25 protein-coding genes and 1 tRNA gene are annotated in these 25804 nt (G+C 69.0%); 14 read left to right on the forward strand and 12 right to left on the reverse strand.

What is annotated here, in order from left to right; all coding sequences use genetic code 11:
* A partial coding sequence (locus H537_RS55215) for a hypothetical protein (RefSeq protein ID WP_211235139.1) occupies positions 1-215 on the forward strand: 215 nt, incomplete at its 5' end.
* 241 nt (positions 216-456) lie between these two features.
* On the opposite strand, the gene cutA is transcribed toward H537_RS55215, so the two are convergent.
* The 3 genes from cutA to H537_RS0134335 form a co-directional block, all read right to left on the reverse strand.
* On the reverse strand, positions 457-771 hold the full coding sequence (gene cutA / locus H537_RS0134325; protein ID WP_029001493.1) for a divalent-cation tolerance protein CutA: 315 nt from the start codon (positions 769-771) through the stop codon (positions 457-459).
* Between the two features lie 84 nt (positions 772-855).
* On the reverse strand, positions 856-2412 hold the full coding sequence (locus H537_RS47210) for a M16 family metallopeptidase (protein ID WP_051244234.1): 1557 nt from the start codon (positions 2410-2412) through the stop codon (positions 856-858).
* Positions 2412-3758, reverse strand: coding sequence for a M16 family metallopeptidase (locus tag H537_RS0134335; protein ID WP_029001494.1), 1347 nt, complete (start codon positions 3756-3758; stop codon positions 2412-2414). The genes H537_RS47210 and H537_RS0134335 overlap by 1 nt, the downstream gene beginning before the upstream one ends.
* Before the next feature lie 144 nt (positions 3759-3902).
* Between H537_RS0134335 and H537_RS0134340 the strand changes: the two genes are divergently transcribed.
* Complete coding sequence (locus tag H537_RS0134340) at positions 3903-4547, forward strand: glutathione S-transferase family protein (RefSeq protein WP_029001495.1); 645 nt, start codon at positions 3903-3905, stop codon at positions 4545-4547.
* A gap of 99 nt (positions 4548-4646) precedes the next feature.
* On the opposite strand, the gene H537_RS0134345 is transcribed toward H537_RS0134340, so the two are convergent.
* Positions 4647-4889: a hypothetical protein gene (locus tag H537_RS0134345; protein ID WP_029001496.1), complete on the reverse strand. Its 243-nt coding sequence runs from the start codon at positions 4887-4889 to the stop codon at positions 4647-4649.
* Positions 4890-5011: 122 nt separating this feature from the next.
* Between H537_RS0134345 and H537_RS0134350 the strand changes: the two genes are divergently transcribed.
* A complete protein-coding gene (locus H537_RS0134350; protein WP_029001497.1) occupies positions 5012-5938 on the forward strand; it encodes a LysR family transcriptional regulator in 927 nt (308 codons plus the stop codon).
* A 3-nt stretch (positions 5939-5941) separates the two neighbouring features.
* Here the strand turns inward: H537_RS0134350 and H537_RS0134355 are convergent, their stop codons facing one another.
* From H537_RS0134355 to lplT, 4 genes are all read right to left on the reverse strand, one after another.
* Positions 5942-7135 carry an amino acid aminotransferase gene (locus tag H537_RS0134355; protein WP_029001498.1) on the reverse strand — a complete coding sequence of 398 codons (1194 nt, stop codon included), beginning with the start codon at positions 7133-7135 and terminating at the stop codon, positions 5942-5944.
* A gap of 62 nt (positions 7136-7197) precedes the next feature.
* Positions 7198-7695: a glutathione peroxidase gene (locus H537_RS0134360; protein WP_029001499.1), complete on the reverse strand. Its 498-nt coding sequence runs from the start codon at positions 7693-7695 to the stop codon at positions 7198-7200.
* 63 nt (positions 7696-7758) lie between these two features.
* A complete protein-coding gene (locus tag H537_RS0134365) occupies positions 7759-8661 on the reverse strand; it encodes a DMT family transporter (protein WP_043461398.1) in 903 nt (300 codons plus the stop codon).
* 112 nt (positions 8662-8773) lie between these two features.
* Positions 8774-10051 carry a lysophospholipid transporter LplT gene (lplT, locus tag H537_RS0134370; RefSeq protein ID WP_029001501.1) on the reverse strand — a complete coding sequence of 426 codons (1278 nt, stop codon included), beginning with the start codon at positions 10049-10051 and terminating at the stop codon, positions 8774-8776.
* Between the two features lie 182 nt (positions 10052-10233).
* Here lplT and alr point away from each other — a divergent pair, with 182 nt between their 5' ends.
* Complete coding sequence (gene alr / locus H537_RS0134375) at positions 10234-11331, forward strand: alanine racemase (RefSeq protein WP_029001502.1); 1098 nt, start codon at positions 10234-10236, stop codon at positions 11329-11331.
* Positions 11332-11335: 4 nt separating this feature from the next.
* On the forward strand, positions 11336-11740 hold the full coding sequence (gene arfB, locus H537_RS0134380) for an alternative ribosome rescue aminoacyl-tRNA hydrolase ArfB (RefSeq protein ID WP_029001503.1): 405 nt from the start codon (positions 11336-11338) through the stop codon (positions 11738-11740).
* A gap of 8 nt (positions 11741-11748) precedes the next feature.
* On the opposite strand, the gene H537_RS0134385 is transcribed toward arfB, so the two are convergent.
* A complete protein-coding gene (locus tag H537_RS0134385; RefSeq protein ID WP_156902133.1) occupies positions 11749-12942 on the reverse strand; it encodes an SGNH/GDSL hydrolase family protein in 1194 nt (397 codons plus the stop codon).
* Positions 12943-13101: 159 nt separating this feature from the next.
* Here H537_RS0134385 and radA point away from each other — a divergent pair, with 159 nt between their 5' ends.
* The 8 genes from radA (at position 13102) to H537_RS47215 (ending at position 19226) form a co-directional block, all read left to right on the forward strand.
* The gene (gene radA / locus H537_RS0134390; RefSeq protein ID WP_029001505.1) at positions 13102-14472 is read left to right on the forward strand and encodes a DNA repair protein RadA; all 1371 of its coding nucleotides are present in this window, start codon (positions 13102-13104) and stop codon (positions 14470-14472) included.
* 26 nt (positions 14473-14498) lie between these two features.
* Positions 14499-14897 (forward strand): hypothetical protein, encoded by a 399-nt coding sequence (locus H537_RS0134395; RefSeq protein WP_029001506.1) that lies wholly within the window; start codon positions 14499-14501, stop codon positions 14895-14897.
* Positions 14898-15002: 105 nt separating this feature from the next.
* Positions 15003-15926 carry a branched-chain amino acid transaminase gene (locus H537_RS0134400; protein WP_029001507.1) on the forward strand — a complete coding sequence of 308 codons (924 nt, stop codon included), beginning with the start codon at positions 15003-15005 and terminating at the stop codon, positions 15924-15926.
* A 16-nt stretch (positions 15927-15942) separates the two neighbouring features.
* The gene (locus tag H537_RS0134405) at positions 15943-16152 is read left to right on the forward strand and encodes a zinc-finger domain-containing protein (RefSeq protein ID WP_029001508.1); all 210 of its coding nucleotides are present in this window, start codon (positions 15943-15945) and stop codon (positions 16150-16152) included.
* Positions 16153-16312: 160 nt separating this feature from the next.
* Positions 16313-17197, forward strand: a complete 885-nt coding sequence (purU, locus tag H537_RS0134410) for a formyltetrahydrofolate deformylase (protein WP_029001509.1) — start codon at positions 16313-16315, stop codon at positions 17195-17197.
* Positions 17198-17219: 22 nt separating this feature from the next.
* The gene (locus H537_RS0134415; protein ID WP_029001510.1) at positions 17220-17672 is read left to right on the forward strand and encodes a YybH family protein; all 453 of its coding nucleotides are present in this window, start codon (positions 17220-17222) and stop codon (positions 17670-17672) included.
* Position 17673: 1 nt separating this feature from the next.
* Positions 17674-18636 (forward strand): YheT family hydrolase, encoded by a 963-nt coding sequence (locus H537_RS0134420; protein WP_029001511.1) that lies wholly within the window; start codon positions 17674-17676, stop codon positions 18634-18636.
* 17 nt (positions 18637-18653) lie between these two features.
* The gene (locus H537_RS47215; RefSeq protein WP_051244237.1) at positions 18654-19226 is read left to right on the forward strand and encodes a DUF2946 family protein; all 573 of its coding nucleotides are present in this window, start codon (positions 18654-18656) and stop codon (positions 19224-19226) included.
* 68 nt (positions 19227-19294) lie between these two features.
* Here H537_RS47215 and H537_RS0134430 read toward each other — a convergent pair whose 3' ends face one another.
* Entirely contained in the window at positions 19295-20182 is an 888-nt protein-coding gene (locus H537_RS0134430; RefSeq protein ID WP_029001512.1) for a c-type cytochrome, read from the reverse strand.
* Positions 20183-20427: 245 nt separating this feature from the next.
* On the opposite strand from H537_RS0134430, the gene H537_RS0134435 reads away from it, so the two are divergent.
* Positions 20428-20503, forward strand: a tRNA-Arg gene (locus H537_RS0134435).
* Between the two features lie 397 nt (positions 20504-20900).
* On the opposite strand, the gene H537_RS51795 is transcribed toward H537_RS0134435, so the two are convergent.
* Complete coding sequence (locus H537_RS51795) at positions 20901-22496, reverse strand: ATP-dependent nuclease (protein ID WP_084151181.1); 1596 nt, start codon at positions 22494-22496, stop codon at positions 20901-20903.
* 22 nt (positions 22497-22518) lie between these two features.
* Entirely contained in the window at positions 22519-25701 is a 3183-nt protein-coding gene (locus tag H537_RS0134440) for a type I restriction endonuclease subunit R (protein ID WP_029001513.1), read from the reverse strand.
* Positions 25702-25804: the final 103 nt, after the last annotated feature.

Here is a 25804-nt window from a genome sequence, read left to right on the forward strand (position 1 = left end):
AAAACTATGATCTATGCTTTCAAGAAGTTCAAGTTGAAATTAATTCATGGGATTTCTATGATTTTCTATCAAACTTTTGCGTAAGTCCTACTTTTATCTTTCTCAATATAGCTGGACCCAAACCAGAATTTGATATATACACCCCACTGCGCCCGGCAGTACCTTCTGCATGGGGAGTAATGCGCACCAAGGGCGCAACAGAAACCCGATTGTGAATCCTAGATAGCTCAACCTGTCGCCAAGAAAACCAAAGAGCCCCTATTGACACAACAATTGCGAACGCCGAGAAAATTGTTTGAAGAGAGGCGTGACTTGCGCTCCTCATACAAGAAACCAACCGCCCCAATAATTGACGAACACTTGCTTTCATAAACACAAGCTCCATCACGAAAAATTAAAATGCCCCCCTGCGCGGACAAGAGGGCATAGCAAGTCATTTCAGAATATTCGCAGCTTTTATCCCCCGCTGTATTCCCCCACCCAGTCCGCATACGGCCCGTGCACCCGCTCCAGCGCCAGCGCGTAGATCGCGGGCAGCGTGTAGGGGTGCAGCTCGCGGATGGCCTCCTCCACCGCCGCGTAGCGCGAGGCGACGGTCTTGAGCATCAGGCGGTACTCGCCCTCCTGCTGCAGCTTGTTTTCCCAGATGTAGACGCTCTCGATCTGCGAGATCTGCGCACAGGCCACGAGGCGGCGCTCCACGAGTGCGCGCGCCAGGCGGCGCGCGTCGTCGCTGGTAGCCACGGTGGTGATGACGACGATCGGCTTCATCGGCAGGCTCCTCTCTCTCCACGTGAAAAACGGACCAGGGAAGACGTAAGACGGAAAGCGGAAGGCGAAAGCGGCTCCGGGCTGTCAGCGCGGCGCCGTGGTGGCGGGCGTCGCGGGCGAGGGCTCGGTCGCCGACGGCACGGGTGAGGACGCCGGCTCCGAGGCGGGCGGCGCCACCGGCGAGGCCGCGGGCACCGCCGCCGTGCCGGCCAGCACCGGCACCGTCAGGCGCTGCGCCGCGCCCACGCCGGCCAGGTCGCCCGCGGCCTTGAGGTCGCCGGCGATCACGCCGCGCAGCGCTTCGGGCGCCCAGTACTTCTGCGCGAAGGCCTGCACCTGCTGCGGCGTCACGGCGGTGATCTCCTGCACGAAGCCGCGCAGCTCGGCCAGCGGCCGATCCTGCGCCACCTGCCCGGAAATGGTCGCCGCCAGCCCGCCCACGGTTTCCAGCCGGCGCGAGAAGGCGCCGGTGAGCGTGGCCTTGCGTGCCTCCAGCTCCTCCGCGCCCGGGGGCGCGCCGCGCAGCCGCTCGATCTCCTCGCGCATGACCTGCAGCACCTGGCCGGCGCTGCTGTTCTGCGTCTGGGCGCTGGCGCTCCACATGCCGCCGCCGGGATGGGCCTCGGCCTCGCTGTGCGCGCCGTAGCTCAGGCCGCGCTTGATGCGCACCTCCTGGTTCAGCCGCGCCGAGTAGCCGCCGCCCAGCAGCACGTTGGCGCTCTGGCCGATGCGGCGCGTGATGCGGTCCTCCTTGTCCAGCGCGACGAAGGGGGCCACCACCATCACGCTGCTCTGGCCGGCGCCGGGCATGTCCACCAGCACGGCGGCGTCCTTCTGCGGGCTGGGCTGGGCGGTGACCGGCGGCGGCAGCGGCGTGTCCGGCGCGCGCCAGTCGCCGAAGTGGCGGCGGGCGAGCTGCATCGCCTGCGCCTCGGTCACGTCGCCGGCCAGCACCAGGGCCGCCTGGTCGGGCCGGAACTGCGTGGCGTGGAAGCGCTTGATGTCGGCCACGGAGATCTTCTGCAGCGAGGCCGGCGTGGTGGAGACGCCGTAGGGCGAGTCACCCCAGTAGGCGCGGCGCGCGGCGATGGCCGCCACGGTGCCGGGGCTGGACAGCGCCACGCGCAGCGAGTCCAGCGATTGCGTGCGCGCGCGCTCCAGCTCGTCGGCCGCCAGCGTCGGGCGGCGCGCCACGTCGGCGATGAGCGACAGCGCCGCGTCGAGCTTGGGCGTGGTGACGGTCATGGAGACGGTGGTGGAGCGCCAGCTGCTGCCGGTGTCCAGCGAGCCGCCCAGCGCCTCGGCCTGCTGCGCCAGCATGGTGGCGTCCACCGCGCGCCCGCCGCGCTTGGCGCCCTTGGACAGCAGCGTGGCGGCCATGGAGGACAGCCCGGCCAGGCCCGGCGGGTCGGTCTCGGGGCCGGCGCGCACCAGCAGCCGCGCGCTCACCAGCGGGATGTCGCTGCGCGGCGCCACGACCACGCGCAGCCCGTTGGGCAGCCGCTGCTCGGGCATGGGCGGCAGCACGGCCGGGCGCGGCGGCTGCGCTTCGGGCGGCGCGTCCACGCCGGGGGTGGCGGCGCGCGCGGCCAGGGCGGCCAACAGCAAGGCGGCCAGGGGGAGGAGCCGGGGTGCCTTCATCAAGACTTCTTCTCCGTGTAGTCGAGCGTCACGCGCGGGCGCTCCAGGACGTAGCTCTTGAGCACGCGCTGCACGTCGGCGGCGCGCACGGCCTGCAGCTCGGCCAGCTCGCGGTCGGCGGCACGCGGGTCGCCGCGCTGGATCACGGCCCAGCCCACGCTCTGGGCGCGGCCGTGCGGGGTCTCGCGGCTGGCGAGCTCGCCGGTGAGCACCTGCGTGCGCACCTTCTCCAGCTCGGCGTCGGGAATGCGGCGCGTGGCCAGGCGCTCGATCTCGCGCAGCAGCGCCTGCTCCAGCTGCGCCGTGGAGTGTCCGCCCGCGGCGATGGCGAAGGCCATCAGCAGCCCGGCATCGGCGTTGAGGTCGGCGTTGAAGCCGGCGGCCTGCGCCGACTGCTCGCGGTACACCAGCGCCTCGTTCATCCGCGAGGACTCGCCGGCCGACAGCAGCGCCGACGCCACACTCAGCGCCGCGGCGTCCGGGCTGTCGGCACGCGGGCCCTGCCAAATCAGTGCCACCGCCGGCAGTGGCACGTTCGGCCCGAAGGCCTGGGCGCGGCTGCTCTCGGTGCGGCGCGGCTCGCGGACCGTCACGCGCGGGATGGGACGGTCGGGCTTGGCGATGGGGCCGAAGTAGCGGTCCACCCAGGCGTCGAGCTGCTTGGGCTCGAAGTCGCCCGAGACGATGAGCGTGGCGTTGTCGGGGCGGTAGTAGGTGTCGTGGAAACTGCGGACGTCTTCCAGCGTCGCAGCGTTGAGGTCCTCGATGCTGCCGATGACGGGGCGCTTGTAGGGATGCTCGATGTAGCCGTACTGGGGCAGCACGTTGAACATCCGCCCGTAGGGGCTGGCGAGCACGCGCTGGCGGTATTCCTCCTGCACCACGGCGCGCTCGCTGTCGAAGTTGGCCTGGTCCACCACCAGGTTGCCCATGCGCTCGGCCTCGGCCCACAGGATGCGCTCCAGGTGGTTCGACGGCACGGTGCTGTGGTAGGCCGTGACGTCCTCGGCGGTGAAGGCGTTGTTGCTGCCGCCCACGTCCTCGGTGAGGCGGTCGAAGGTGGCCGCGCCCATGTGGCGCGAGCCCTTGAACATCATGTGCTCGAAGAGGTGGGCGAAGCCCGAGCGCCCGGGCGGGTCGTCCTTGCCGCCGACGCGGTACCAGACCTGCACGCTGACGGTGGAGGTGTTGCGGGCCGGCAGCGCCAGCACCTGCAGCCCGTTGGCCAGCCGGCGCTCGTGCAGCGGCAGTGGCGGCACGCGGATGGTTTGCGGCGGCGCGGCGGCCCAGGCCGGCAGCGTGGCCAGGGCCGTCAGGGCAAGCAGGCAATCGCGGCGATGGGGCATCGGCGGCTCTCCTTTGAGTTCTCGTGCGACCAGTGGCCGGCCATCCTAGCCCGGCGCCTGGGCACAATGCCCCGATCCGGCCCGAAGCCCGTGCGCGCCGCAACGGCCGCGCAGCGCGTCCCTCCCCCGCAGCACCCCACCGCGATGCAGCTCCACTACCACCCCGGCAACGCCAGCATGGCGCCGCACCTGCTGCTGCAGGAGATCGGCGCGCCCTTCGAACTGAAGTTCGTGGACCGCGACCGCGGCGAGCACCAGTCGCCGGCCTACCTGAAGCTCAACCCCAACGGCCGCATCCCGGTGCTGGTCGACGGCGAGCTGGTCCTCTACGAGGCCGCCGCCATCTGCCTGCACCTGGCGGACCGCTTCCCCGAGGCACGCCTGGCGCCGCCCGTGGGCAGCGCCGAGCGCGCGCGCCTCTACCAGTGGATGCTGTGGCTGAGCAACACGCTGCAGGCCATGCTGATGCACTGGTTCTACCCGGAGCGCCTCGTGGACAGCGGCGACGCCGCCGCCGCGGCGCAGGTGCGCGCGCAGGCCGAGGAGCAGATCGCCAAGATGCTGCAGTTGCTGGACGAGCAGGTGGCGGCTGCCGGCGGCGCGTGGCTGCTGGGCGCCGACTTCACGGTCGCCGACGCCTACGCGCTGATGCTGTGCCGCTGGACGCGCAACTTCGACCGCCCGGCGCGCGAGTACCCGCACCTGGGCCCGTACCTGCAGCGGCTACTGGCGCGACCCGCGGTGCAGAAGATGTTCGAGGCCGAAGGGCTGCAAGCGCCGCTGGTGTGAGACCGCCGCGGCGGCGGTCTGCAGAAAACAAAACGGGCCCTGAACGGGCCCGAGTCGCTTGATGGCAATGGCCGCTTCACGCGGCCGGCTTCGGCTTCTTCAGCCGACGTAGTGGCGCTCGTAGCGGTCGGCGGCGCACATCAGCTCGCTCGACAGTCGCGGGTCTTCATGGCGCAGGGCATGGGCCAGGGCGCGGACGTCGGCCACTTCCTGCTCATGGGTGCGCGGAGCGGGCGCGAACATCACGCGCAGGCCGTTCCAGATGCGGGTGAAGACCTCGGCGGCGACCACGGCACCGCGCGGCGCAGTGCGACGGAAGGCGGAAACGGTGATGGCAGTCATGGTGGTCCCTCTTCAGAAAACATCGAACTCTTCGATGGACCGAATACTAGGGTTTCCCCCTAATTTACACAATTGAAGAGTAAGCAAGCCTGCTATAAACGAACCGCATAACACGATCGACCATGAATTTCCGCACGCTGGACCTGAACCTGCTGCGCGTCTTCGACGCCGTGATGGCCGAGGGCAGCCTCACGCGGGCCGCGACGTCGCTGGCGATGACGCAGCCGGCGCTGAGCCATGCGCTCAAGCGGCTGCACCAGGCGGTGGGCGAGGAGCTGTTCACGCGCGGCGCGCGCGGCATGCAGCCCACGCCGCATGCGCAGGCGCTGTGGCCGCAGGTGCGCGCGGCGCTGGCCTCGCTGCGCCAGGCGCTGGCACCGGAGGAGTTCGATCCACGCTCGGACCCGGTGAACTTCCGCGTCGCGCTGGCCGACGCGACCGCGGCGCTGCTGGCGCCGGGGCTGGTGGAGTGCATCGAGCGCGAGCACGCGCTGGCGAACCTGCGCTTCGTGCCGCTGACCACGCGCGACCCGCGCCCGCTGGTGGAGCGTGCCGAGGTGGACCTGGCCATCGGCCACTTCCCGTGGGTGATCCCGGCGCTGCAGGCGCAGGGGCCGGAGGCCACCCTGCGCCACGCGCGGCTGTACGAGACCGACTACGTGTGCGTGATGCGCCGCGGCCACCCGCTGGCGCAGCAGCCGCTGACGCTGGACGCCTTCTGCGAGGCGCACCACCTGCTGGTGAGCTTCTCGGGCCGTCCGCACGGGCTGGTGGACGAGGCGCTGGCGGCACAGGGGCGGCAGCGGCGCATCGTGCTGACGGTGAACCAGTTCTTCACCGCCGGGCTGGTGGTCACGCGCTCGGACCTGCTGACGGTGCTGCCGCGCCACTTCCTGCCCGCCACCGGCTACCAGGAGGAGCTGGCGGTGCAGCCCCTGCCCCTGACCCTGGCGAGCGTGCAGGTGGAGATGCTGTGGCACGTGCGCCAGGACGCCGACCCGGCGCAGCGCTGGCTGCGCCAGCGGCTGCTGGAGGCGGTGGCGGAGTAGGCGTCAGGCCAGCACCGCGGCCATCGCGTCCGCCACGGCCTGCACGTTGCCGGTGTTGAGGCCGGCCACGCACATGCGGCCCGAGCGCACCAGGTAGACGGCGTGCTCCTCGCGCAGGCGGTCCACCTGCTCCGCGCTCAGCCCGGTGTAGCTGAACATGCCGCGCTGGGTCAGGAAGTAGTCGAAGTTGCGGCCCGGCAGCTTGGCGGCGAGCACGCCGTGCAGGCTGCGGCGCATGCCGGCGATGCGCTCGCGCATCGCCGCCACCTCGGACTCCCACAGCGCGCGCAGCTGCGCGTCGCCCAGCACCCGGGCCACCACCAGGCCGGCGTGGATGGGCGGGCTGGAGTAGTTGCGGCGCACCGTGGCCTTCATCTGGCCGAGCACCAGGTCGGCTTCCGCGGCATCGGCGCACACCACCGACAGCGCGCCGGCGCGTTCGCCGTAGAGGCTCATGCTCTTGGAGAAGGAATTCGCCACGAAGAAGCGCAGGCCCGCGTCGGCCAGCGCGCGGATGGCGAAGGCGTCCTCCTCGATGCCGTCGCCGTAGCCCTGGTAGGCCAGGTCCAGGTAGGGCAGCAGCTTCCCTTCCTTCAGGATCGGGATCAGCTGCAGCCACTGCTCGCGCGTGAGGTCCACGCCGGTGGGGTTGTGGCAGCAGGCGTGCAGCAGCACCACCGAGCCCGCGGGCACCTGGCGCAGCGCGGCGCACATGGCGTCGAACTTCAGCCCGCCGGTGGCGGCGTCGTAGTACGGGTAGGTGTTAACGGTCAGCCCGGCGCCTTCGAACATGGCGCGGTGGTTGTCCCAGGTGGGGTCGCTGACCCAGACGCCGATGCCGGGGAACCAGCGCTTGAGGAAGTCGGCGCCGACCTTCAGGCCGCCGCTGGAGCCCACGGTCTGCAGCGTGGCGATGCGCCCGCTGGTGACGGCCTCGTGGCCGGCGCCGAACAGCAGCTTCTGCACCTCGGCGCGGCAGGCCGCGGAGCCCTCGATGGGCAGGTAGGACTTGGGCGCGCTCTGCTCCAGCAGCTGGGCTTCGGCACGGCGCACGCTCTCCAGCACCGGGATGCGGCCGGCATCGTCGAAGTAGATGCCGATGGAGAGGTTGACCTTGTGGGGCCGGGGGTCGGTCTGGAACTGCTCGTTGAGGCCCAGGATGGGATCGCCCGCGTAGGGCTCGAGGTGCTGGAACATGGGGGTGACTCCGAAGGAGCCGGGATGATAGGCCGCCCCCGCGGCCCCTCCTGCGCGCGGCCTCAGCCGGCGTCCAGCGCCTTTTCGATGTCCGACTCCAGCTTCTCGGGCGCCTCGGTGGGCGCGTAGCGGCGCACGCTGCGGCCGTCGCGGCCGACCAGGAACTTGGTGAAGTTCCACTTGATGGCCTTGCTGCCCAGCAGCCCCGGCGCCTGCGCGCACAGCCACTTGTAGAGCGGGTGCGCGTGCGCGCCGTTGACCTCGACCTTGCGCATGAGCGGGAAGCTCACGCCGTAGCGCGTGCTGCAGAAGTCCAAGATCTGGTCTTCGGTGCCGGGCTCCTGGCCGCCGAACTGGTTGCAGGGGAAGCCCAGCACCACCAGGCCGCGCGCGCGGTAGCGTTCCCACAGCGCTTCCAGCCCGGCGAGCTGCGGCGTGAAGCCGCAGCGGCTGGCGGTGTTGACGATCAGCAGCACCCGGTCGTGGTATGTCATCAGGGGCAGCGGCCGGCCATCGATGGTGTGGGCCTCGAAGTTGTAGACGGTGGTCGCGTCGTTCATGGCGTCGGCTTCTTGGTGGCCTGGGAGCGGGCATCGTAGCGCCCGCTTTCCACGTGAAAGCCTTCAGTGCGCCGGCTTGCCCGGGCGTCGTGCCGCCAGCACCACGGCCGAGACGATGAGCGCGCCGCCGGCCAGCAGCCGGGCGCTGAACTCGCCCGCGCCCAGCGCGAAGGTCGAGACCGAGGCGAACAGCAGCTCGCTGAGCATGACCACCGCCGTCACGTTGGCCGGCAGCCGCGAGGCGCCGTACTGCAGCGCCAGGTTGCTGGCGATGAAGCACAGGCTGAAGGCCACGGCGGCCAGGCCCCAGGCCGGCGTGGGCAGCGCGGGCGGCGCCACGGCGCCGGCAGTGGTGAGCAGCGCCGCCAGGGTGCCGGCCACCACCGCGCCGCCCAGGAACATCGCCAGGCCGCGCGCGGCCGCCGGCTGGTGCGCCTCGCGGCGCAGCATCACGTTGTTGACCGCGAAGCAGAAGCCGCCCACCACGCCCAGCACCTCCGCGAGGTTGCGCGGCAGCGGCAGCCCGCCCTGCTGCGGCCACAGCACGACGGCCGCGCCGGACAGCGCCAGCACCATGCGCAGCCCCGCGGCGGCGTCCAGGCGCTCGCGCAGCAGCACCCGCGCCAGCAGCAGCGCCCACAGCGGCATCAGGTAGAACAGCAGCACCACCCGCACCACGTCGCCGATGGCCACGCCCCAGTTGAAGGCGGCGTTGGTGCTGCCCGAGGCCAGCACCAGCACCCACAGCACCGGCGTGCGCAGCATGTGAATGAGCGCGCGCGGCTGCGCCGCGGCGATGAGCAGCACCGCCAGCGTGTAGATCAGCGCCGTGGTCCACAGCGGATGCAGCCCCTGCGCCTGGAACTGCCGGAAAGGCCACCAGGACACGCCCCAGACAAAGGCGTTGAAGGTCAGGGACAGGGCGGGGAGGACGGGAGAGGGAGAGGAAGGAGGCCGCAAGGTCATTCGCTGTCTCCGTTCGCCCTGAGCCTGTCGAAGGGCCCCGGCCCGGCCGGCCGGCAGGGCTTCGACAAGCTCAGCCCGAACGGGTGTTCTTGTTCAGACGGAGAAGGATCGGTCAATGCCGGTCGCTGCGCGCGATGGCCAGCAGCCGCTCGACCTCGTCGCGGTGGCGCACGCAGTTGCGCTGGTGCCAGCGCCCGATCAGCGCCATGGTGCCGGCCACGACGATGCCGAAGATCGTGATGGCACCGAAGGCCGACAGGCCCAGCTTGGTCATGCCGGTGTAGAAGGCGCCCAGGCCCAGGATGCAGGCCTGCTCGTTGAAGTTCTGCACCGCGATGGAACGGCCCGCGCCCATGAGGTTGTGGCCGCGGTGCTGCAGCAGCGCGTTCATCGGCACCACCAGGTAGCCGCCGATGCCGCCCAGCAGCACCAGGAAGGGCGCGGCGATCCAGACGTCAGTGATGAAATTCATGCCGATCACCAGCAGCCCCATCAGCACGCCCAGCGGGATGACGCCGGTGGCGCGCTCCAGCCGCATCGCCAGCGAGGCCACGATGGCGCCCACCGCCGTGCCGATGGCCACCACGCCCACCAGCGAGGAGGCCTGCGTGGTGCCGTAGCCCAGCGCCGCCGCGGCCCAGGCCAGCACGATGTAGCGCAGGTTGCCCGAGACGCCCCAGAACAGCGTGGTGGTGGCCAGCGAGATCTGGCCCAGCTTGTCGGCCCACAGCCGCGCGTTGCAGTGCGAGAAGTCGCGCACCAGCCCGGCGGGGCCCAGCTCCAGCGGCTGCAGCGGCGCCTCAGTGCGCGGGATGCGCAGGTTGAACAGCGCCGCCAGCACGTACAGCAGGATCATCGAGGCGATGGCGGCCTCGGGCGGCGTGTCCACGCCGGTGTCGATCAGCGGCAGGTCGAAGCCCAGCAGCACCGAGCCGAAGCGGGCGCCGACGAGCTGTCCGCCCAGCAGCACGCCCAGGATGATGGAGCCGATGGTCAGGCCCTCGATCCAGCCGTTGGCCTTGACCAGCTGCGACGGCGGCAGCAGCTCGGTGAGGATGCCGTACTTGGCCGGCGAGTACGCCGCCGCGCCCAGCCCGACGATGGCGTAGGCCGCCAGCGGGTGGGTGCCGAACAGCATCATCAGGCAGCCCACGACCTTGATGCTGTTGGCGACGAACATCACCTTGCCCTTGGGCACCGCGTCGGCGAAGGCGCCCACGAAGGGCGCCAGCACCACGTAGAACAGCGCGAACATCGGCACCAGCGCCGCGCGCTGCCACTCCGCAGCCCCCGAGGTCTTGAGCAGTTCGACCGCCGCGACGAACAGCGCGTTGTCAGCCAGCGAGCTGAAGAACTGCGCTGACATGATTGTGTAGAAGCCTTTTTTCATGCGCAGCGGGCGGAGGGCATGCGCCGCTCCCGGGGGAGGCGCCTGCGCCAGGAAATGCAGGTGGGGGGCCTGGAGCCAAAGCGCGGGGTTATAGCACGCGGCTTTTTGGCTTCCCGCAGGGTGAAAGCGGGCCGGAACCCAAAGGCAGAATTGCTGCTCACTTCTGCCTTCGCCGCCGTGCCATGCCGCGCCCGATCCAAGCCCTCATCCACACCGACGCCCTCACCCACAACCTGGCGCGCGCCCGCGACGCCGCGCCCGACGCCCGGGTGTGGGCGGTGGTCAAGGCCAACGCCTACGGGCACGGCATCGAGCGCGTGTTCCAGGCCCTGCGCGGCGCCGACGGCTTCGCGCTGCTGGACCTGGACGAGGCGCGGCGGCTGCGCGAGCTCGACTGGCGCGGGCCGATCCTGCTGCTCGAAGGCTGCTTCGAGCCGCGCGACCTGGAGCTGTGCTCGCGCCTGGACCTGTGGCACGTGATCCACCGCGAGGCGCAGATCGACTGGCTGGCGGCGCACAAGACGCAGCAGCCGCACCGGGTGTTCCTCAAGCTCAACAGCGGCATGAACCGCCTGGGCTTGCGGCCCCAGGCCTTCAGGAGCGCCTGGGCGCGGCTTAACGCGCTGCCGCAGGTGGACGAGATCTCCTTCGTCACCCACTTCGCCGACGCCGACGGCCCGCGCGGCGTGGAGCCGCAGGTGCAGCGCTTCCTGGAGGCCACGGCGGACCTGCCCGGCGAGCGCTCGCTGAGCAACAGCGCCGCGACGCTGCGCCTGGCCGGCACCGACGCGCGCGTGCGCGCCGACTGGGTGCGCCCGGGGATCATGGTCTACGGCAGCGCGCCGGACTTCCCCGAGAACGACATCGCCCACTGGGGCCTGCAGCCCACCATGACGCTGCGCTCGCAGCTCATCGCCGTGCAGCAGCTGCAGCCGGGCGAGACGGTGGGCTACGGCAGCACCTTCACAACCCAGCAGCCCATGCGCATCGGGGTCGTGGCCTGCGGCTACGCCGACGGCTACCCGCGCCATGCCGGCACGGGCACGCCGGTGCTGGTGGAGGGCGTGCGCACGCGCACCCTCGGGCGCGTGTCGATGGACATGCTGGCGGTGGACCTGTCACCCGTGCCCGCGGCGCAGCCCGGCGCGGAGGTGACGCTGTGGGGGCGCGGGCCGCGCGGTGCGGTGCTGCCCATCGACGAGGTGGCGCAAGCCGCCGGCACCCTGGGCTACGAGCTGATGTGCGCGCTGGCCCTGCGGGTGCCGGTGCTCACGGTCTGAAGCCATGAGGCCCAGCGTCCAGGTCCAGCCGCATGAAGTGCACTGCACCGCGGTGCGCGCGCAGGGTGCGGGCGGGCAGAACGTCAACAAGGTCTCCACGGCCGTCCACCTGCGCTACGACATCCGCGCCAGCTCCCTGCCCGAGGACGTCAAGCAGCGGCTGCTGGCGCTGGGCGACGCGCGCATCACGCGCGAGGGCGTGGTGGTGATCAAGGCGCAGGAGCACCGCAGCCAGGAGATGAACCGCGCCGATGCGCTGACGCGGCTGCAGGCGCTGGTGGACAGCGTGGCCGAGGCGCCCAAGGTGCGCCGCCCCACGAAGCCCACCCGGGCCTCGCAGCGCCGCCGCGTGGAGGCCAAGGCGCGCCACGGGGCGGTGAAGGCGCTGCGCGGACGCGTCGATTCCTGAGCCGGCCGCTACTGCGGCAGCGGCGCCAGCGTGCAGCCGTCGGGCTGGCTGTTGCACGGGCGCGAGCCCGAGGGCGCCAGCCAGTTCGCGCGCGTCATGGTGTCGGTCACCACCCGCGCCAGCAGCTGGTAGCCGTAGGGCGTGAGGTGCACGTCGTCGGAGAACCAGTATTTCGAGACGTCAGCGGCCACGGTCGTCGCCGCGCTGCAGAACAGCGCGGTGGACGCCTTCGTGAGGTCGCATGCCGGCGTGGTGGTGTTGAGCAGGCCGTAATTCGCCGGAGCCAGCGCCTGCAGCTCGCTGGCGGTGTACGCGTCCGCCACCAGCACGCGGGGCTCGTTGGCGAAGGCCTGCAGCAACGGCAGGTTCAAAGCCAGGGCCAGCTGCGAGACGGAGGCGCGCTGGGTCGGAGACAGCGCCGCCACTGCGGGCGTGACGCCGACGTCGGGCAGCAGCACCACCACCACGCGCTGCGCGCCCTTGGCCAGCAACTGGCTCTGGATCAGGCCCACCAGCTGCGTGCCGGCCAGCGTCAGCGCATCGCGGATCTGCGCGCCCAGCACGTTGAGATCGTCAGCGCTCGCACCGGCCTTGATCGCGGCCGTCAACCTCGAAAGCTGCACCAGGGCGTCGTTGCCGCCGGCCATCACCGTGACCAGGTCGCCGGCGGCGAAGCTGCCGCCCGCCACCGCGAGGTGGTGCGCGATCTGCGCCGCCACCGGCTCGGTCAGCGCGCCCAGGTAGCCGCGGGTGTCGCCCACGGCCAGGGTCGCGGCATTGCCCGGCCCGAAGGGCTCGGTGACCCGGGAGCCGCCTTGCGCGTAGTTGAAGCAGGTCGGGTGGTCCGCGACGGGCTCGGCCAGCGCCGCCAGGGGACCGCCGGCCGGCGAGTTCAGGCCCGTGCGCGCCGCGCAGGGGGCCGGCAGGGCCAGCTCGTGCGCGAGTTGCTCGGTCCAGTTGGTGCCGGCCTTGGGCCGGGTGGCCGGGTTGAAGTCATTGACCGTGTACTGGCCGCCGCCCAGTGCCGCGACGCCCCGCGTGCGGTACGTGCCCACGTCGCTGAGGCTGTCGCCGAAGCTCACCATCCGCGTGTAGGTCGGTGGCGGTGGCGGTGCGTCGTCGCCGCCCCCGCCGCAACCCGCCACCAGCAACGCCACGGCCGCCGCCAGGGCTGCCTTCACCTTGTTGTGCTTCATCCCCATGGACCCTCTCCTGCGGTGTCTGGACGCCAAGGGCGCCAGTGTGACCACGGGGGAGCCTCTTGCCAGTCGGGCATTTCAGCAGGTGGCGCGCGGGCGCAACAGCGCCCCGCCTTGGCCGCTCGCGGGCGCGGGGTTGGAGCGGGCCGGGACAATGGCGCCATGGCACGTGAAAAAAGCATCTACACCTGCACCGAGTGCGGGGGCACCAGCGCCAAGTGGTTGGGGCGCTGCCCGGCCTGCGGGGCCTGGAACACGCTGGTGGAAGGGCCGGCGGAAAGCGGCGGAACGGGAGCGTCGAAGAACCGCTTCCAGGCGCTGGCCAAGAGCCAGCCGGTGGCCACGCTCAGCGAGATCGAGGCCGGCGACGTGGCGCGCACGCCCACGGGCATCGAGGAGCTGGACCGGGTGCTGGGCGGGGGCATCGTCGCCGGGGGCGTGGTGCTCATCGGCGGCGACCCGGGCATCGGCAAGTCCACGCTGCTGCTGCAGGCGGTGGACGCACTGTCCCAGCAGATGCCGGTGCTCTACGTCACCGGCGAGGAGTCCGGCGCGCAGGTGGCGCTGCGCGCGCACCGCCTGGGCCTGGAGGGCGCGCGCGTGCGCGTGCTGGCGGAGATCAACCTGGAGAAGATCCTGGCCACCGTCGAGGCCGAGCGCCCGGCCTTCTGCGTCATCGACTCGATCCAGACGCTCTACTCCGAGCAGCTGACCTCGGCGCCGGGCTCGGTGGCGCAGGTGCGCGAGTGCGCCGCGCACCTCACGCGCGCGGCCAAGGGCGGCGGCACCAGCATCGTGCTGGTGGGCCACGTCACCAAGGAAGGCGCCCTGGCCGGCCCGCGCGTGCTGGAGCACATGGTGGACACGGTGCTCTATTTCGAAGGCGACACCCACTCCAGCTTCCGCCTGGTGCGCGCGATCAAGAACCGCTTCGGCGCCGTCAACGAGATCGGCGTGTTCGCGATGACCGAGCGCGGGCTCAAGGGCGTGGCCAATCCCAGCGCCATCTTCCTGTCCACGCACGGCGAGCCGGTGCCGGGCTCGTGCGTGCTGGTGACGCTGGAGGGCACGCGCCCACTGCTGGTGGAGGTGCAGGCGCTGGTGGACGCGGGCGGGCCCAGCCCGCGGCGGCTGTCGGTGGGCCTGGACCGTGACCGCCTGGCGATGCTGCTGGCGGTGCTGCACCGGCACGCGGGCGTGTCGTGCATGGACCAGGACGTGTTCGTCAACGCCGTGGGCGGCGTGCGCATCAGCGAGCCCGCGGCGGACCTGGCGGTGCTGCTGGCCATCCATTCCAGCCTGCGCGGCAAGCCGCTGCCGCGCGGCTTCATCGCCTTCGGCGAGGTGGGCTTGGCCGGGGAAGTCCGGCCCGCGCCGCGCGGCCAGGAGCGGCTCAAGGAGGCGGCCAAGCTGGGCTTCAGCGTGGCGGTGGTGCCGCGCGCCAACCTGCCCAAGAAGCCCATCGAGGGCCTGGCCATCCACCCGGTGGAGCGCATCGAGGACGCGATCCACGTGCTGCGCGAGCTGGACTGAACTGAACAAGACGACGAGGGAACGACATGAACATGTGGATCGGATGGGCGCTGGCGCTGGCCGTGCTGGCGCTGGGCTTCGTGCAGTACGGCTGGCGCGGCGCGCTGCTGGGGCTGACAGTGGTGGTGTTCTGGCTGGTGCTGCAGTTCAACCGCACCGTGAAGGTGATGCGCAACGCCAACCAGTTCCCGGTGGGCTACGTGGAGAGCGCCGTGATGCTCAACGCCAAGCTCAAGCCGGGCATGCGCATGCTCGACATCGTGTCGCTCACGCGCAGCCTGGGCCAGCGCCTGGAGGGCGCGGGCGACGCGCCGGGCGCCGAGCGCTGGCGCTGGCGTGACGCCGGCGGCGCCAGCGTGGAGGTGGAGATGCGGCGCGGGCGCTGCCGGCGCTGGACGCTCGCGCGCGAGGGCGACGTGGCGTAGTACCGGCACGGCGCACGCTGGTTCAGCGCCGCGCGGGCGGGCGGGCGCGGGGCGCCTCGTAGAATCGTGAGTTTTTCGTCACACCAAATTCCTTCGGAGTCCACGATGTCCATGCACGACCGCGACGGCAAGATCTGGATGGACGGCGAGCTCGTCGACTGGCGCGATGCCAAGATCCATGTCCTGACCCACACGCTGCACTACGGCTGCGGCGCCTTCGAGGGCGTGCGCGCCTACAACACGGTCAATGGCACGGCCATCTTCCGCCTGCGCGAGCACACCGAGCGGCTGTTCAACAGCGCCAAGATCCTGCGCATGAAGATGCCCTTCTCGATCGAGCAGATCGAGGAGGCGCAGCGCGAGGTGGTGCGCGTCAACAACCTGGAGAGCTGCTACCTGCGCCCGCTGGTGTGGATCGGCTCGGAGAAGCTGGGCGTGAGCCCCAAGGGCAACACGATCCACGTGATGGTCGCCGCCTGGTCCTGGGGCGCGTACCTGGGCGAGGAAGGCCTCAAGCGCGGCATCCGCGTCAAGACCAGCAGCTACACCCGCCACCACGTCAACATCACGATGACGCAGGCCAAGGCGGTGAGCAACTACAGCAACTCGATCCTGGCCAACATGGAAGCCACGGAGGACGGCTACGACGAGGCGCTGCTGCTGGACGCCGCCGGCTTCGTGAGCGAGGGCGCGGGCGAGAACATCTTCGTGATCAAGAACGGCGTGGTGTACACGCCCGACCTGTCCGCCGGCGCGCTCAACGGCATCACGCGCAACACGATCTTCGCCATCTGCCAGGACCTGGGCCTGAAGCTGGTGGAAAAGCGCATCACGCGCGACGAGGTCTACATCGCCGACGAGGCCTTCTTCACCGGCACCGCCGCCGAAGTGACGCCCATCCGCGAGCTCGACCGCGTGGAGATCGGCCGCGGCTACCGCGGTCCCATCACCGAGAAGATCCAGGCCGCGTTCTTCGACATCGTCAACGGCCGCAACGCCAAGTACGCCGAGTGGCTGACCAAGGTTTGAGTTGAAGGAGACCGTGATGAGTACCGAAGCCAAGTCCGTCGTCGAAGTGAGCGCGTCCGAGCTGCAGGGCCCGGGCGTGGTGTTCTGCCCGAATCCGAAGATGCCGCTGTGGAGCACCCACCCGCGCGTGTTCATCGACGTGGCCACCACCGGCGAGGGCTGGTGCCCGTACTGCGGCACGCACTACCGGCTCAAGGCCGGCGAGAAGGTTTCGGCGCACCACTGACGCCGCGCCGCCTGCCGGCACTCTCCCGCGCAAAAGCCGCCCGCCTGCCGGGCGGCTTTTTTTCGTCCCCGCGGCGCCCGCTTGCGCTCGCGGCGTCGGGTCTTGCGCCGGCGAGGCCGGGGTGGCCCCTCCCTACAATCCACGGCAAGGAACATCTGCCATGCCGCGAGACCAGGAATTCATTCTTACTTTGTCCTGCCAGGACCAGCCCGGCATCGTCCATGCCGTCTCCGGGCTGCTGTACCAGGCGGGCTGCAACATCATCGACTCGCAGCAGTTCGGCGACGTGGGCGCGGAAGACGCCACGGGGCTGTTCTTCATGCGGGTGCACTTCGAGGCGCCGCAGCACCTGTCGGACGCCGCGACGCTGGAGCGGCTGCTGGGCAACATGCGCCAGCAGTTCCGCATGGACGCCCGGCTGCATGCGGTGAATGCCCGCCCGCGCGTGCTGCTGATGGTCAGCAAGTTCGGTCATTGCCTCAACGACCTGCTGTTCCGCTGGCGCAGCGGGCAGCTGGCGGTGGACATCCCGGCCATCGTCTCCAACCACCCGGACTTCGCCGAGCTGGCCGCTAGCTACGGCGTCCCCTTCCACCACCTGCCGCTGGCCACCGGCTCGGGCGCCGAGGCCAAGCGCGCGCAGGAGCGCGAGATCGAGGCGCTGATCGAGCGGGAGCGCATCGACCTGGTGGTGCTGGCGCGCTACATGCAGATCCTCAGCAGCGAGTTCTGCCAGGCGCTGCATGGTCGCGCCATCAACATCCATCACAGCTTCCTGCCCAGCTTCAAGGGCGCGCGGCCCTACGCGCAGGCGCATGCGCGCGGCGTCAAGCTCATCGGCGCGACGGCGCACTACGTCACGGCCGACCTGGACGAGGGCCCGATCATCGAGCAGGACGTCGAGCGGGTGGACCATGCCCTCTCCGCCGAGGACCTCACCGCCGTGGGCCGCGATGTCGAGTGCGTGGTGCTGGCGCGCGCGGTGCGCTGGCATGTCGAGCACCGCGTGCTCATGAACGGGCACAAGACGGTGGTGTTCCGCTGACGCCACGCGCGAGGAACCAGCCATGGCGCGCCGCCCCAAGTCCGAAACCGCCGCGCTCATGGCCTCGCCCGAGGAGATCGAGGCCGAGTTCTACGAGGCGCTGCAGCGCGGCGACCTCGAACGGCTGATGGCGGTGTGGGCAGACGACGACGAGGTGGTGTGCGTCCACCCCGGCGGCCCGCGCGTGGTGGGCCCGGCGGCGGTGCGCGCCACCTTCGAGGCCATTTTTGCCAACGGCCCGGTGCACGCGAGGCCCGAGCAGGTGCGCCGCGTGCAGGGTCCGGGCTGCGCGGTGCACAACCTCCTGGAGCGCGTGGAGGTGCTCACCGACGAGGGGCCCTTGACCGCATGGGTGATGGCCACCAACGTCTACCTGAAGGGGCCCCAGGGGTGGCGATTGGTGGCGCATCATGCAAGCGGAGGCTCACGCGAAGAGCCTCCCGAGATCTCCGAGGCTCCAACCGTCCTGCACTGACATGGACTACAGCGCACCCTACTGGCTGCCCGGCGGAAACCTGCAGACGATCTGGCCGGCGCTCTTCTCCCGCCGCTTCGAGGGCCCCGCCCCCGACTACCAGCGCGAGCGCTGGCGCACGCCGGACGGCGACTTCATCGACGTGGACTTCCAGCACGGCCCGCCCGGCGCGCCGCTGCTGGTGCTGTTCCATGGGCTGGAAGGCTCCTCGTGCAGCCACTATGCGCAGGCATTCGCCGCCACCGCTCGCGCGCTGGGTTGGAGCTACGCGGTGCCGCACTTCCGCGGCTGCTCGGGCGAGATCAACCTCGCGCCGCGCGCCTACCACTCGGGCGACCATGCGGAGGTCGGCTGGATCCTGCAGCGCCTGCGCGAGCGTCACGGCCGCAACGTCATGGCCGTGGGCGTGTCGCTGGGCGGCAACGCGCTGCTGCGCTGGGCCGAGGAAAACGGCGACAGCGCCGCACGCGTGGCTCAGGCCGTGGCAGCTGTCAGCTCGCCGCTGGACCTCGTGGCCGGCGGCCACCACATCGGCGCGGGCTTCAACCGGCTGGTGTACACGCGCCTGTTCCTCAGCACCATGAAGCCCAAGGCGCTGGCCAAGCTGGCGCAGCACCCGGGCTTGTTCAAGCGCGAGAAGCTGCTGGCCGCGCGCACGCTCTACGAGTTCGACAACGCCTTCACCGCGCCGGTGCACGGCTTCCGCGACACCGACGACTACTGGACGCGCGCGTCCTCCAAGCCGCACCTGCACCGCATCCGCGTGCCGGCGCTGGTGCTCAACGCGCGCAACGACCCCTTCATCCCCGCCGCCAGCCTGCCCACGCAGGCGGAAGTCGGCGACTACGTGACGCTGTGGCAGCCGCTGGACGGCGGGCATGTGGGCTTCGCGCATGGTGCCTGGCCGGGCCATGTGCTGACGCTGCCCAGTGCCGTGACGCGCTGGCTGCAGTCGCCACGCTGAAACCATCGAGCAACACCATGGACGAGATCGTCAAGGCCGCGCTGCGCAAGTGGCCCGATGTGCCGCATGCCCGCGGCTGGCTGGGACTGGATATCCGGGGCCACTGGTACCTGCGTGACGAGGCCACGCAGGCCGCCGGCCCCTTCCCGCAGTCCCGGGGCAGCCGCATCGAGCACGAGGGACTGTGCGCCTTCATCGGGCGCAACTACCTGTGCGACGGCGCTGGTGCCTGGTTCTTCCAGAACGGGCCGCAGCGGGTGTACGTGGAGCTCGAAGCCGCGCCGTGGGTGTGGCGCCTGGACGAGGCCTTCCAGCTCCAGTCCCACACCGGCGCGCCCGCGCAGTGGCGCGGCGCCTGGCTCGATGAGCAGGGCCGGCTGTTCCTGGACACCGACCTCGGCCTGGGCCTGGTGCACAGCCACGACATGCCCCTGGCGGCGCAGGCCCTGGAGCAGGGGCTGTGGACGCTCAACGGCGAGCTGGGCTTCGAAGAGCTGCCCGGGCGCTTCAACTACCGCCTCAGCCCGGCGGTGGTCACGGACCGCTGGGAGCAGACGTCCCCTCATCCGCCGCAGCCTCCGCGGGGCTGAATCGCGCGCCCAGCGCAGACACGAAAAAGCCGGCCCTCGGGCCGGCTTTTTTGTGGGGCGGGGAAGCCTTACTTGGACGCGTTGGCCATGTAGGTCACCACGGCCTTGATGTCGGCGTCGGAGGCGGTGGAGCCGCCCTTGGGCGGCATGGCGCCCTTGCCCTTGATGGCGCTGGCCGTCAGCGCATCGATGCCTTGCGCCACGCGCGGCGCCCAGGCGGCCTTGTCGCCCACCTTGGGTGCACCGGCGATGCCGGCACCGTGGCAGGTCTGGCAGGTCTGCGTGTACAGGGCCGGGGCGGCAGCGCCGGCCTGGGCTGCGGGAGCGGGAGCGGGAGCGGCGGCGGCGACCGTCGCGGCAGGGGCCGGGGTGGCAGCGGCAGCGGCAGGAGCCGCATCGGCCGGCGCGGCGGCCGTCGCCGGGGCAGCGGCACCGGCGGGCGCCTTGGGCTCGGCGAAATTGGCGCCGCCCTTGTTGGCCATGTAGACCACGGCACGGCCCACTTCCACGTCGCTGAGCGCGCCACCCTGCGGCGGCATGGCGCCCTTGCCCTTGAGCGCCGAGGTCAGCAGGGCCTCGTAGCCATTCTTGATGCGCGGGCCCCAGGCGGCTGCGTCGCCGAACTTGGGCGCGCCGGCGGCACCGGTGCCGTGGCAGGCCGAGCACTGGGCCTGGAACACCTGCTCGCCGGTCTTGAGCACGCCACCACCCGCGGCAGCCAGGCGGAGCTCGATCGTGCCCACCGGCTGGATGCGGCGCGCCACGGCCTCCTCGGCCAGGATGTCGGTGCCCGCGCCAGGCTTCTTGCCGGCACCGACGTAGGTCACGAGCAGCACGATGCCGATGATGGGCACGAGGAACGCGAACAGCACGGCCCAGATCAGCTGCTTCGGCGTCTTGATCGGACCTTCGTGCGGCGCTTCGTGGTCAGGAGTGTGGTGGCTGTTGCTGGTCATGGTGGCTGGAGGTCTGCCGGCTGCGGCCGGGAACAAAGCGGGTGCGCCAGCGAGGCGCAAAACTTCGGAATTATATCGATGCACCCCCGCAGGACGGGGATTACCCGGATGGTGTACCCGTCGTCACCCGGTCCGACCGCCCTGAGCGGAAGGCCGCGCGAACTTGGGCGCCGGGTCTGTGCCGGACGCTATTGCCGGCGCGCGCCGCCCAGCACTTCTCAAGCATGGCTACAATGGCGGTTTCGGCGCCTGTAGCTCAATGGATAGAGTACTGCCCTCCGAAGGCAGGGGTTGCTGGTTCGATCCCAGCCAGGCGCGCCATCTACATCAAGCACTTACAGACGTTTCGGGGCCTGCAACGGGCGCCAGGTATGAAAAACGTCTGAAGAAGCACTCCCCAAAACGCCTCTGAACAAGCCTGGACGGAAAGCTGCCGCAGCAAGCTTGCGGCGCTCAACGCGCACCAGTAACCACATCAGGAACAAGACGGCGTTGGAGATGCGCGCTCCCACGTCGGGACGCGCAGGACTTGGCGCATGCATTCGATGCGCAGCTACGTCTGTTTGGCCCCGGCATGACTGCGATGCCGGCGGCGTGCAGGGCATTAATCACCGTCAGGGCGGTCGGGTTGGGATTGGGGCAGCGCCTACGGCGGTAATAGCCTCGACGGCGCCATAGCGCATCTCACGCGTGCACAGCGCAAGCCCTTCCAGGGCGGTCACGCTGGAACCGCCCCTTCAGGTGACGCCGCAGCAGCAAGGGCTTCCCCATCCAAGACCGACTGCACCGTTGCCACAAGTCGATCGCGCACCTCCGCCGCTGCCTTCGCCACGCAAACTGCCAGCCCGTTGGCTACAACTTCTTCCCGAAGTCCGACTAGTTGAGACAGTTCATGTGCGATGGCGTGAGGGTCTCCCAAGCCGCATCGAGCAAGAGCTGCTGTAGCTTCAGCATCCGATTCAAAATTGAAGTACTCAGTTATTTCGGCGAGCCCAATAGTCCTTGCAATATTGAGCGCCCAAAGCTCCGGACATGTATTTCCTGGGAGAAGGGACCACGACAGGCGGTGCTCCGCTCCTTCAAGTGGAAAGCGCGTTCGAGCAGTGCGGATATATCCCTGCGCTTCAGCAACAGTAACGTCGCCATCCCAAAACACTAAGCATCGCGCTCGCTCAACAAGGCGAAGATGACTCTGAGCCTGCAATGCAAGCTCTGTTTTTGCACCACAGCTCTTGACCGAAACACGCCTCCGAAGTGCCTTCGTCAGCATCTGCTGGATGAGCCCGGCGGCAAACTCATCCTCACACAAAATCAATAGTTCAGACTCGCTCGTCTCCGCCATTTCTGATAACGCGAATTGAGTAGTAGGTGAGGCAACTACCCGGTGCGAATCGCTTTCCCTGATGACAAGAGTTCTTGCTTGGCGAGGGAGTTGGTCCAGCACATGATGTGAGTGCGTCGAACCAATAATTTGAAGATCTCGTTCCCAAGCGATTTCAATCAATGCCTTCGTAGCCCGCTGCTGCGCAGCAGGGTGGAGTCCTGTTTCCAACTCCTCTATGACGACTAAAGTACCCTCAGGAACAGCTTCAAGCCGCGCCAGAAGACCAATCAATGCGTCTTCACCCGTACCCATGTTGAAGCTGGTGTAGCCTCCTTCTCGCCCACTGCGCCTGATGGTATAGCGGCTTCCACTGAGGATTTCAGCGCTGGGATACTGGCGTCCAAGTATTCTCCCCAAATGTCCACGCGCGTCCGCCGTCAGCGGAGCAGCATTAGGCGTCGCTGCTAGACCAAAGTGGGTTCGCAACGTCGGAAGTTCAATAGCTGGCACAGCACGCGACAGACCAAGGAATTCAACAGGCCGGACTGGGCGCCGCTCGTATCGCATCCACTTGTCGGACTGCTTGGAAATGGATACCTCAACACCCCTAGAAAATCCCCAGCAAATTTGAACTCCGGACACATCCGAGTCACCTGGGCCGCGATGAAAGAAGTCTTGAAACGTGTAGTAGCCAAACTCGCCGGCGCCGCTTCCAGCACGCCGCCGTGAGTTCGAGGGGATGTGTCCGGCATGACCATGAAATGCGAGCGCAGCCAACGACAACAATGTCGATTTCCCGCATCCGTTTTGACCAGAAAGGAACGTCACTGGAAAGCCAAACTCGACACTTAGACTCCGTATACCACGAAGCCCTCTTCCAGCCGGAGCTGTTATCGATATTGATTTCAAGAGCGGAAAGCGTCCGAAGCGACCACCATCCCACGCACGCAGAAGAGCACGCTCTGTACTGTTCAGTCTTGTTCCAGGCATTTGCCCTCCCTGATCGTGTTCTTCATGCTGTAACCCACTCCGCGGACAGTGCTTCTGCCTGCCGCAACACCGTTTCCGTCGCCGACTCCTGCTGATCAGGCGGATACTTATATTTGCGCAAGATGCGCTTGACCATGAGCCGTAGCTTGGCCCGCACGCTCTCGCGCAATGACCAATCCACACTGATGTTCTGCCGCAGGCTCTCCGTCAGCTCGTGGGCGATCTTCTTCAGCGTCTCGTCGTTCATCTCGCGCACGGCGGCCTCGTTGGTCGCCAGTGCGTCGTAGAAGCGCACTTCGTCCTCGGATAGGCCCAGGATTTCGCCGCGTGAGGCGGCTTCCCTGAACTTTTTGGCCATCTCGACCAGCTCCTCCATCACCTGCGCCGTCTCGATGGAGCGGTTTTGGTAGCGCTTGATGACGTTGCCCAGCAGCTCGGAAAACTTTTTCTCCTGCACGACGTTGTTGGCGAAGCGGCTCTTGATCTCGCCTTCCAGCAGCCGCTCCAGCAGCTCGACGGCCAAGTTGCGCTCGGGCAGGTTCTGCACCTGGGCCAGAAACTCGTCGTCCAGCAGCCCGATGTTGGGTTTGTCCAGCCCCACGGCGTCGAAGATGTCCACCACGCTCTCGGACACCACCGCCGAGTCGATGATCTGACGGATGGCCAGCTCGCGCTCCTCATCGCTGCGCTTCTTGGCCGTGAGGTCCTTCTTGGTCAGGATCACCTTCACGGCCTGCATGAAGGCGACCTCCTCACGCACGGCCTTGGCTTCGTCCAGCGTGCAGCACAGCGTGAAGGCCTTGCTCATGGCGACCGCGGTGTCGGCGAAGCGCTTCTTGCCCTCGCGCCCGGCCTCGGGCTTCAGACCCAGTACGTGGTTGGCGGCGCCGGCCAGCACCTTGTGGCCGCCGGTGAGGAAGCCGCTCCAGTCGAAGCCGTGCAGCATCGCGTGTAGCACCTCCAGCTTTTCAGCCAGCACGGCATAGGCCTCGTGCGCGTCCACCGTGGGCCGGCCGCGGCCCTTGCTGGCGGTGTACTCCTTCATCGCGGCCTTCAGCTCGTTGCCGATGCCGATGTAGTCCACCACCAAGCCGCCTTGCTTGTCCATGAAGACCCGGTTGACGCGGGCGATGGCCTGCATGAGGTTGTGGCCCTTCATGGGCTTGTCCACGTACAGCGTGTGCACGCAGGGCGCGTCGAAGCCGGTGAGCCACATGTCCCGGACGATGACCAGGCGCAGTGGGTCAGCCGGGTCTTTGAAGCGCTTCTCCAGCCGCTTCTTGACCTGCGCGCCGTAGATGTGCGGCTGCAGCAGCGCCTTGTCGCTCGACGAGCCCGTCATCACGATCTTGATGGCGCCTTTTTCCGGGTCGGGGTCGTGCCAGTCGGGCCGCAACTTCACGATCTCGTCGTACAGGTGCACGCAGATGCCGCGGCTCATGGCCACCACCATGGCCTTGCCCGGCTGCGCCTTGTCGCGATCCTCGAAGTGCGCCACCAGGTCGGCCGCCACGCTGGTCACGCGCGGCGTGGCGCCCACCACGCGCTCCAGTGCTGCCCAGCGGCTCTTGAGCTTCGCTTGGGTGCTTTCCTCCTCGTCCTCGGCCAGCTCGTCCACCTCGGCGTCGATGTGCGGCAGCTCGGACTGGTTAAGCGCCAGCTTGGCCAGGCGCGACTCGTAGTAGATGGCGACCGTGGCGCCGTCCTCGCGCGCCTGCTGCATGTCGTAGACGTGGATGTAGTCACCAAACACCGCCCGGGTGTCGCGGTCCTCGCTGCTGACCGGCGTGCCCGTGAAGGCCACGAAAGTGGCGTTGGGCAGCGCGTCGCGCAGGTGCTGGGCGTAGCCCACCTGATAGCGCTCGACCTCGTAGGTGCCGGGGTTCAGCGCGGCCGGGATGCCGGCAGCCTGACCGTCGCCCGTGGACACCGGGGCGCTGCGCAGCTTCACCGTTTTGAGCTTGGCCTCGAAGCCGTACTGCGTGCGGTGCGCCTCGTCGGCGATGACAACGATGTTGGAGCGGTCGGAGAGCACCGGGAAGATGTCCTCGTCCTCGCCCGGCATGAACTTCTGGATGGTGGCGAAGACGATGCCGCCCGACGGCCGGTACGCCAGCTTGGCGCGCAAGTCCTGGCGCGTCGTGGCCTGCACCGGCTGCTCGCGCAGCAGGTCCTGCGACAGGCTGAAGACGCCGAAGAGCTGCCCGTCGAGGTCGTTGCGGTCGGTGATGACGACGATGGTGGGGTTGGCCATCGCCGGCTCCTGCATCACGCGTGCGGCGAAGCAGGTCATGGTGATGCTCTTCCCGCTGCCCTGGGTGTGCCAGACCACGCCGCCCTTGTGCGAGCCGCCGGGGCGCGAGGCGGCCACCACCTGCGCGATGGCCGCACGCACGGCGTGGAACTGGTGGTAGCCGGCGATCTTCTTGACCAGCGCGCCGTCGTCCTCGAACAGCACGAAGTAGCGCAGGTAGTCCAGCAGGTACTTCGGCGCCAGCACGCCGCGCACCAGGGTCTGCAGCTCCTGGAATTGACCCAGCGGGTCCAGCGTTTCACCGTCGATGGTGCGCCAGCCCATGAAGCGCTCGCCATTGGCTGACAGCGACCCCATCAGCGCCTCGGAGCCGTCCGAGATCACCAGCACCTCGTTGTACTGGAAGACGTCCGGGATCTTGGCCTTGTAGGTCTGGATCTGGTCGTAGGCCTTCCAGATCGTCGCGTCCTCGTCGGCTGGGTTCTTCAGCTCCAGCAGCACCAGCGGCAGGCCGTTGACGAAGAGGACGATGTCGGGCCGGCAGGTATGGTGGGGCCCCTTGATGCTGAACTGGTTGACCGCCAGCCACTCGTTGGCCGTAGGCTCGGTCCAGTCCACCAGCCGCACGAAGTCACCGCGTGTCTCGCCGTCGCGCTGCACCTCCACTGGCACGCCGCCCACCAGCAGGCGGTGGAAGTGCCGGTTGGCCGACAGCAATGCAGGGATGCCGAGGTCCAGCACCTGCCGCACCGCGTCCTCGCGCGCCGCTGCTGGGATACCGGGGTTCAGACGCGTGACCGCCTGGCGCAGCCGCCCGGCCAGCACCACCTCGCGGAAGTGGGCGCGCTCGGGGATCGGGCCGTCGGGCGCAATGTCGTAGCCGCAGAGGGGCGTGTAGCCCACGTCCTGCAGCCAGCCGCGGGTTTCCTGTTCGAGTTGGTCTTCGGTCACGAGGCTGTGCCTCCCCCCATGTTCACGCCTTCGACATATCGCGAGAACGTGTTTATTTTTCAGCGAAAAATCGACATATCAGCGAGACGTGTCGATGCCATCG

The sequence above is a fragment of the Azohydromonas australica DSM 1124 genome, from assembly GCF_000430725.1.
GTDB classification, from domain to species: Bacteria; Pseudomonadota; Gammaproteobacteria; order Burkholderiales; family Burkholderiaceae_C; genus Azohydromonas; species Azohydromonas australica.

Excerpts from the sequence above, each read along its gene's own strand:
- cutA (WP_029001493.1), bottom strand. The coding sequence starts at position 771 with ATGAAGCCGATCGTCGTCATCACCACCGTGGCTACCAGCGACGACGCG.
- H537_RS47210 (WP_051244234.1), bottom strand. The coding sequence starts at position 2,412 with ATGAAGGCACCCCGGCTCCTCCCCCTGGCCGCCTTGCTGTTGGCCGCC.
- H537_RS0134335 (WP_029001494.1), bottom strand. The coding sequence starts at position 3,758 with ATGCCCCATCGCCGCGATTGCCTGCTTGCCCTGACGGCCCTGGCCACG.
- H537_RS0134340 (WP_029001495.1), top strand. The coding sequence starts at position 3,903 with ATGCAGCTCCACTACCACCCCGGCAACGCCAGCATGGCGCCGCACCTG.
- H537_RS0134345 (WP_029001496.1), bottom strand. The coding sequence starts at position 4,889 with ATGACTGCCATCACCGTTTCCGCCTTCCGTCGCACTGCGCCGCGCGGT.
- H537_RS0134350 (WP_029001497.1), top strand. The coding sequence starts at position 5,012 with ATGAATTTCCGCACGCTGGACCTGAACCTGCTGCGCGTCTTCGACGCC.
- H537_RS0134355 (WP_029001498.1), bottom strand. The coding sequence starts at position 7,135 with ATGTTCCAGCACCTCGAGCCCTACGCGGGCGATCCCATCCTGGGCCTC.
- H537_RS0134360 (WP_029001499.1), bottom strand. The coding sequence starts at position 7,695 with ATGAACGACGCGACCACCGTCTACAACTTCGAGGCCCACACCATCGAT.
- H537_RS0134365 (WP_043461398.1), bottom strand. The coding sequence starts at position 8,661 with ATGACCTTGCGGCCTCCTTCCTCTCCCTCTCCCGTCCTCCCCGCCCTG.
- lplT (WP_029001501.1), bottom strand. The coding sequence starts at position 10,051 with ATGAAAAAAGGCTTCTACACAATCATGTCAGCGCAGTTCTTCAGCTCG.
- alr (WP_029001502.1), top strand. The coding sequence starts at position 10,234 with ATGCCGCGCCCGATCCAAGCCCTCATCCACACCGACGCCCTCACCCAC.
- arfB (WP_029001503.1), top strand. The coding sequence starts at position 11,336 with ATGAGGCCCAGCGTCCAGGTCCAGCCGCATGAAGTGCACTGCACCGCG.
- H537_RS0134385 (WP_156902133.1), bottom strand. The coding sequence starts at position 12,942 with ATGGGGATGAAGCACAACAAGGTGAAGGCAGCCCTGGCGGCGGCCGTG.
- radA (WP_029001505.1), top strand. The coding sequence starts at position 13,102 with ATGGCACGTGAAAAAAGCATCTACACCTGCACCGAGTGCGGGGGCACC.
- H537_RS0134395 (WP_029001506.1), top strand. The coding sequence starts at position 14,499 with ATGAACATGTGGATCGGATGGGCGCTGGCGCTGGCCGTGCTGGCGCTG.
- H537_RS0134400 (WP_029001507.1), top strand. The coding sequence starts at position 15,003 with ATGTCCATGCACGACCGCGACGGCAAGATCTGGATGGACGGCGAGCTC.
- H537_RS0134405 (WP_029001508.1), top strand. The coding sequence starts at position 15,943 with ATGAGTACCGAAGCCAAGTCCGTCGTCGAAGTGAGCGCGTCCGAGCTG.
- purU (WP_029001509.1), top strand. The coding sequence starts at position 16,313 with ATGCCGCGAGACCAGGAATTCATTCTTACTTTGTCCTGCCAGGACCAG.
- H537_RS0134415 (WP_029001510.1), top strand. The coding sequence starts at position 17,220 with ATGGCGCGCCGCCCCAAGTCCGAAACCGCCGCGCTCATGGCCTCGCCC.
- H537_RS0134420 (WP_029001511.1), top strand. The coding sequence starts at position 17,674 with ATGGACTACAGCGCACCCTACTGGCTGCCCGGCGGAAACCTGCAGACG.
- H537_RS47215 (WP_051244237.1), top strand. The coding sequence starts at position 18,654 with ATGGACGAGATCGTCAAGGCCGCGCTGCGCAAGTGGCCCGATGTGCCG.
- H537_RS0134430 (WP_029001512.1), bottom strand. The coding sequence starts at position 20,182 with ATGACCAGCAACAGCCACCACACTCCTGACCACGAAGCGCCGCACGAA.
- H537_RS51795 (WP_084151181.1), bottom strand. The coding sequence starts at position 22,496 with ATGCCTGGAACAAGACTGAACAGTACAGAGCGTGCTCTTCTGCGTGCG.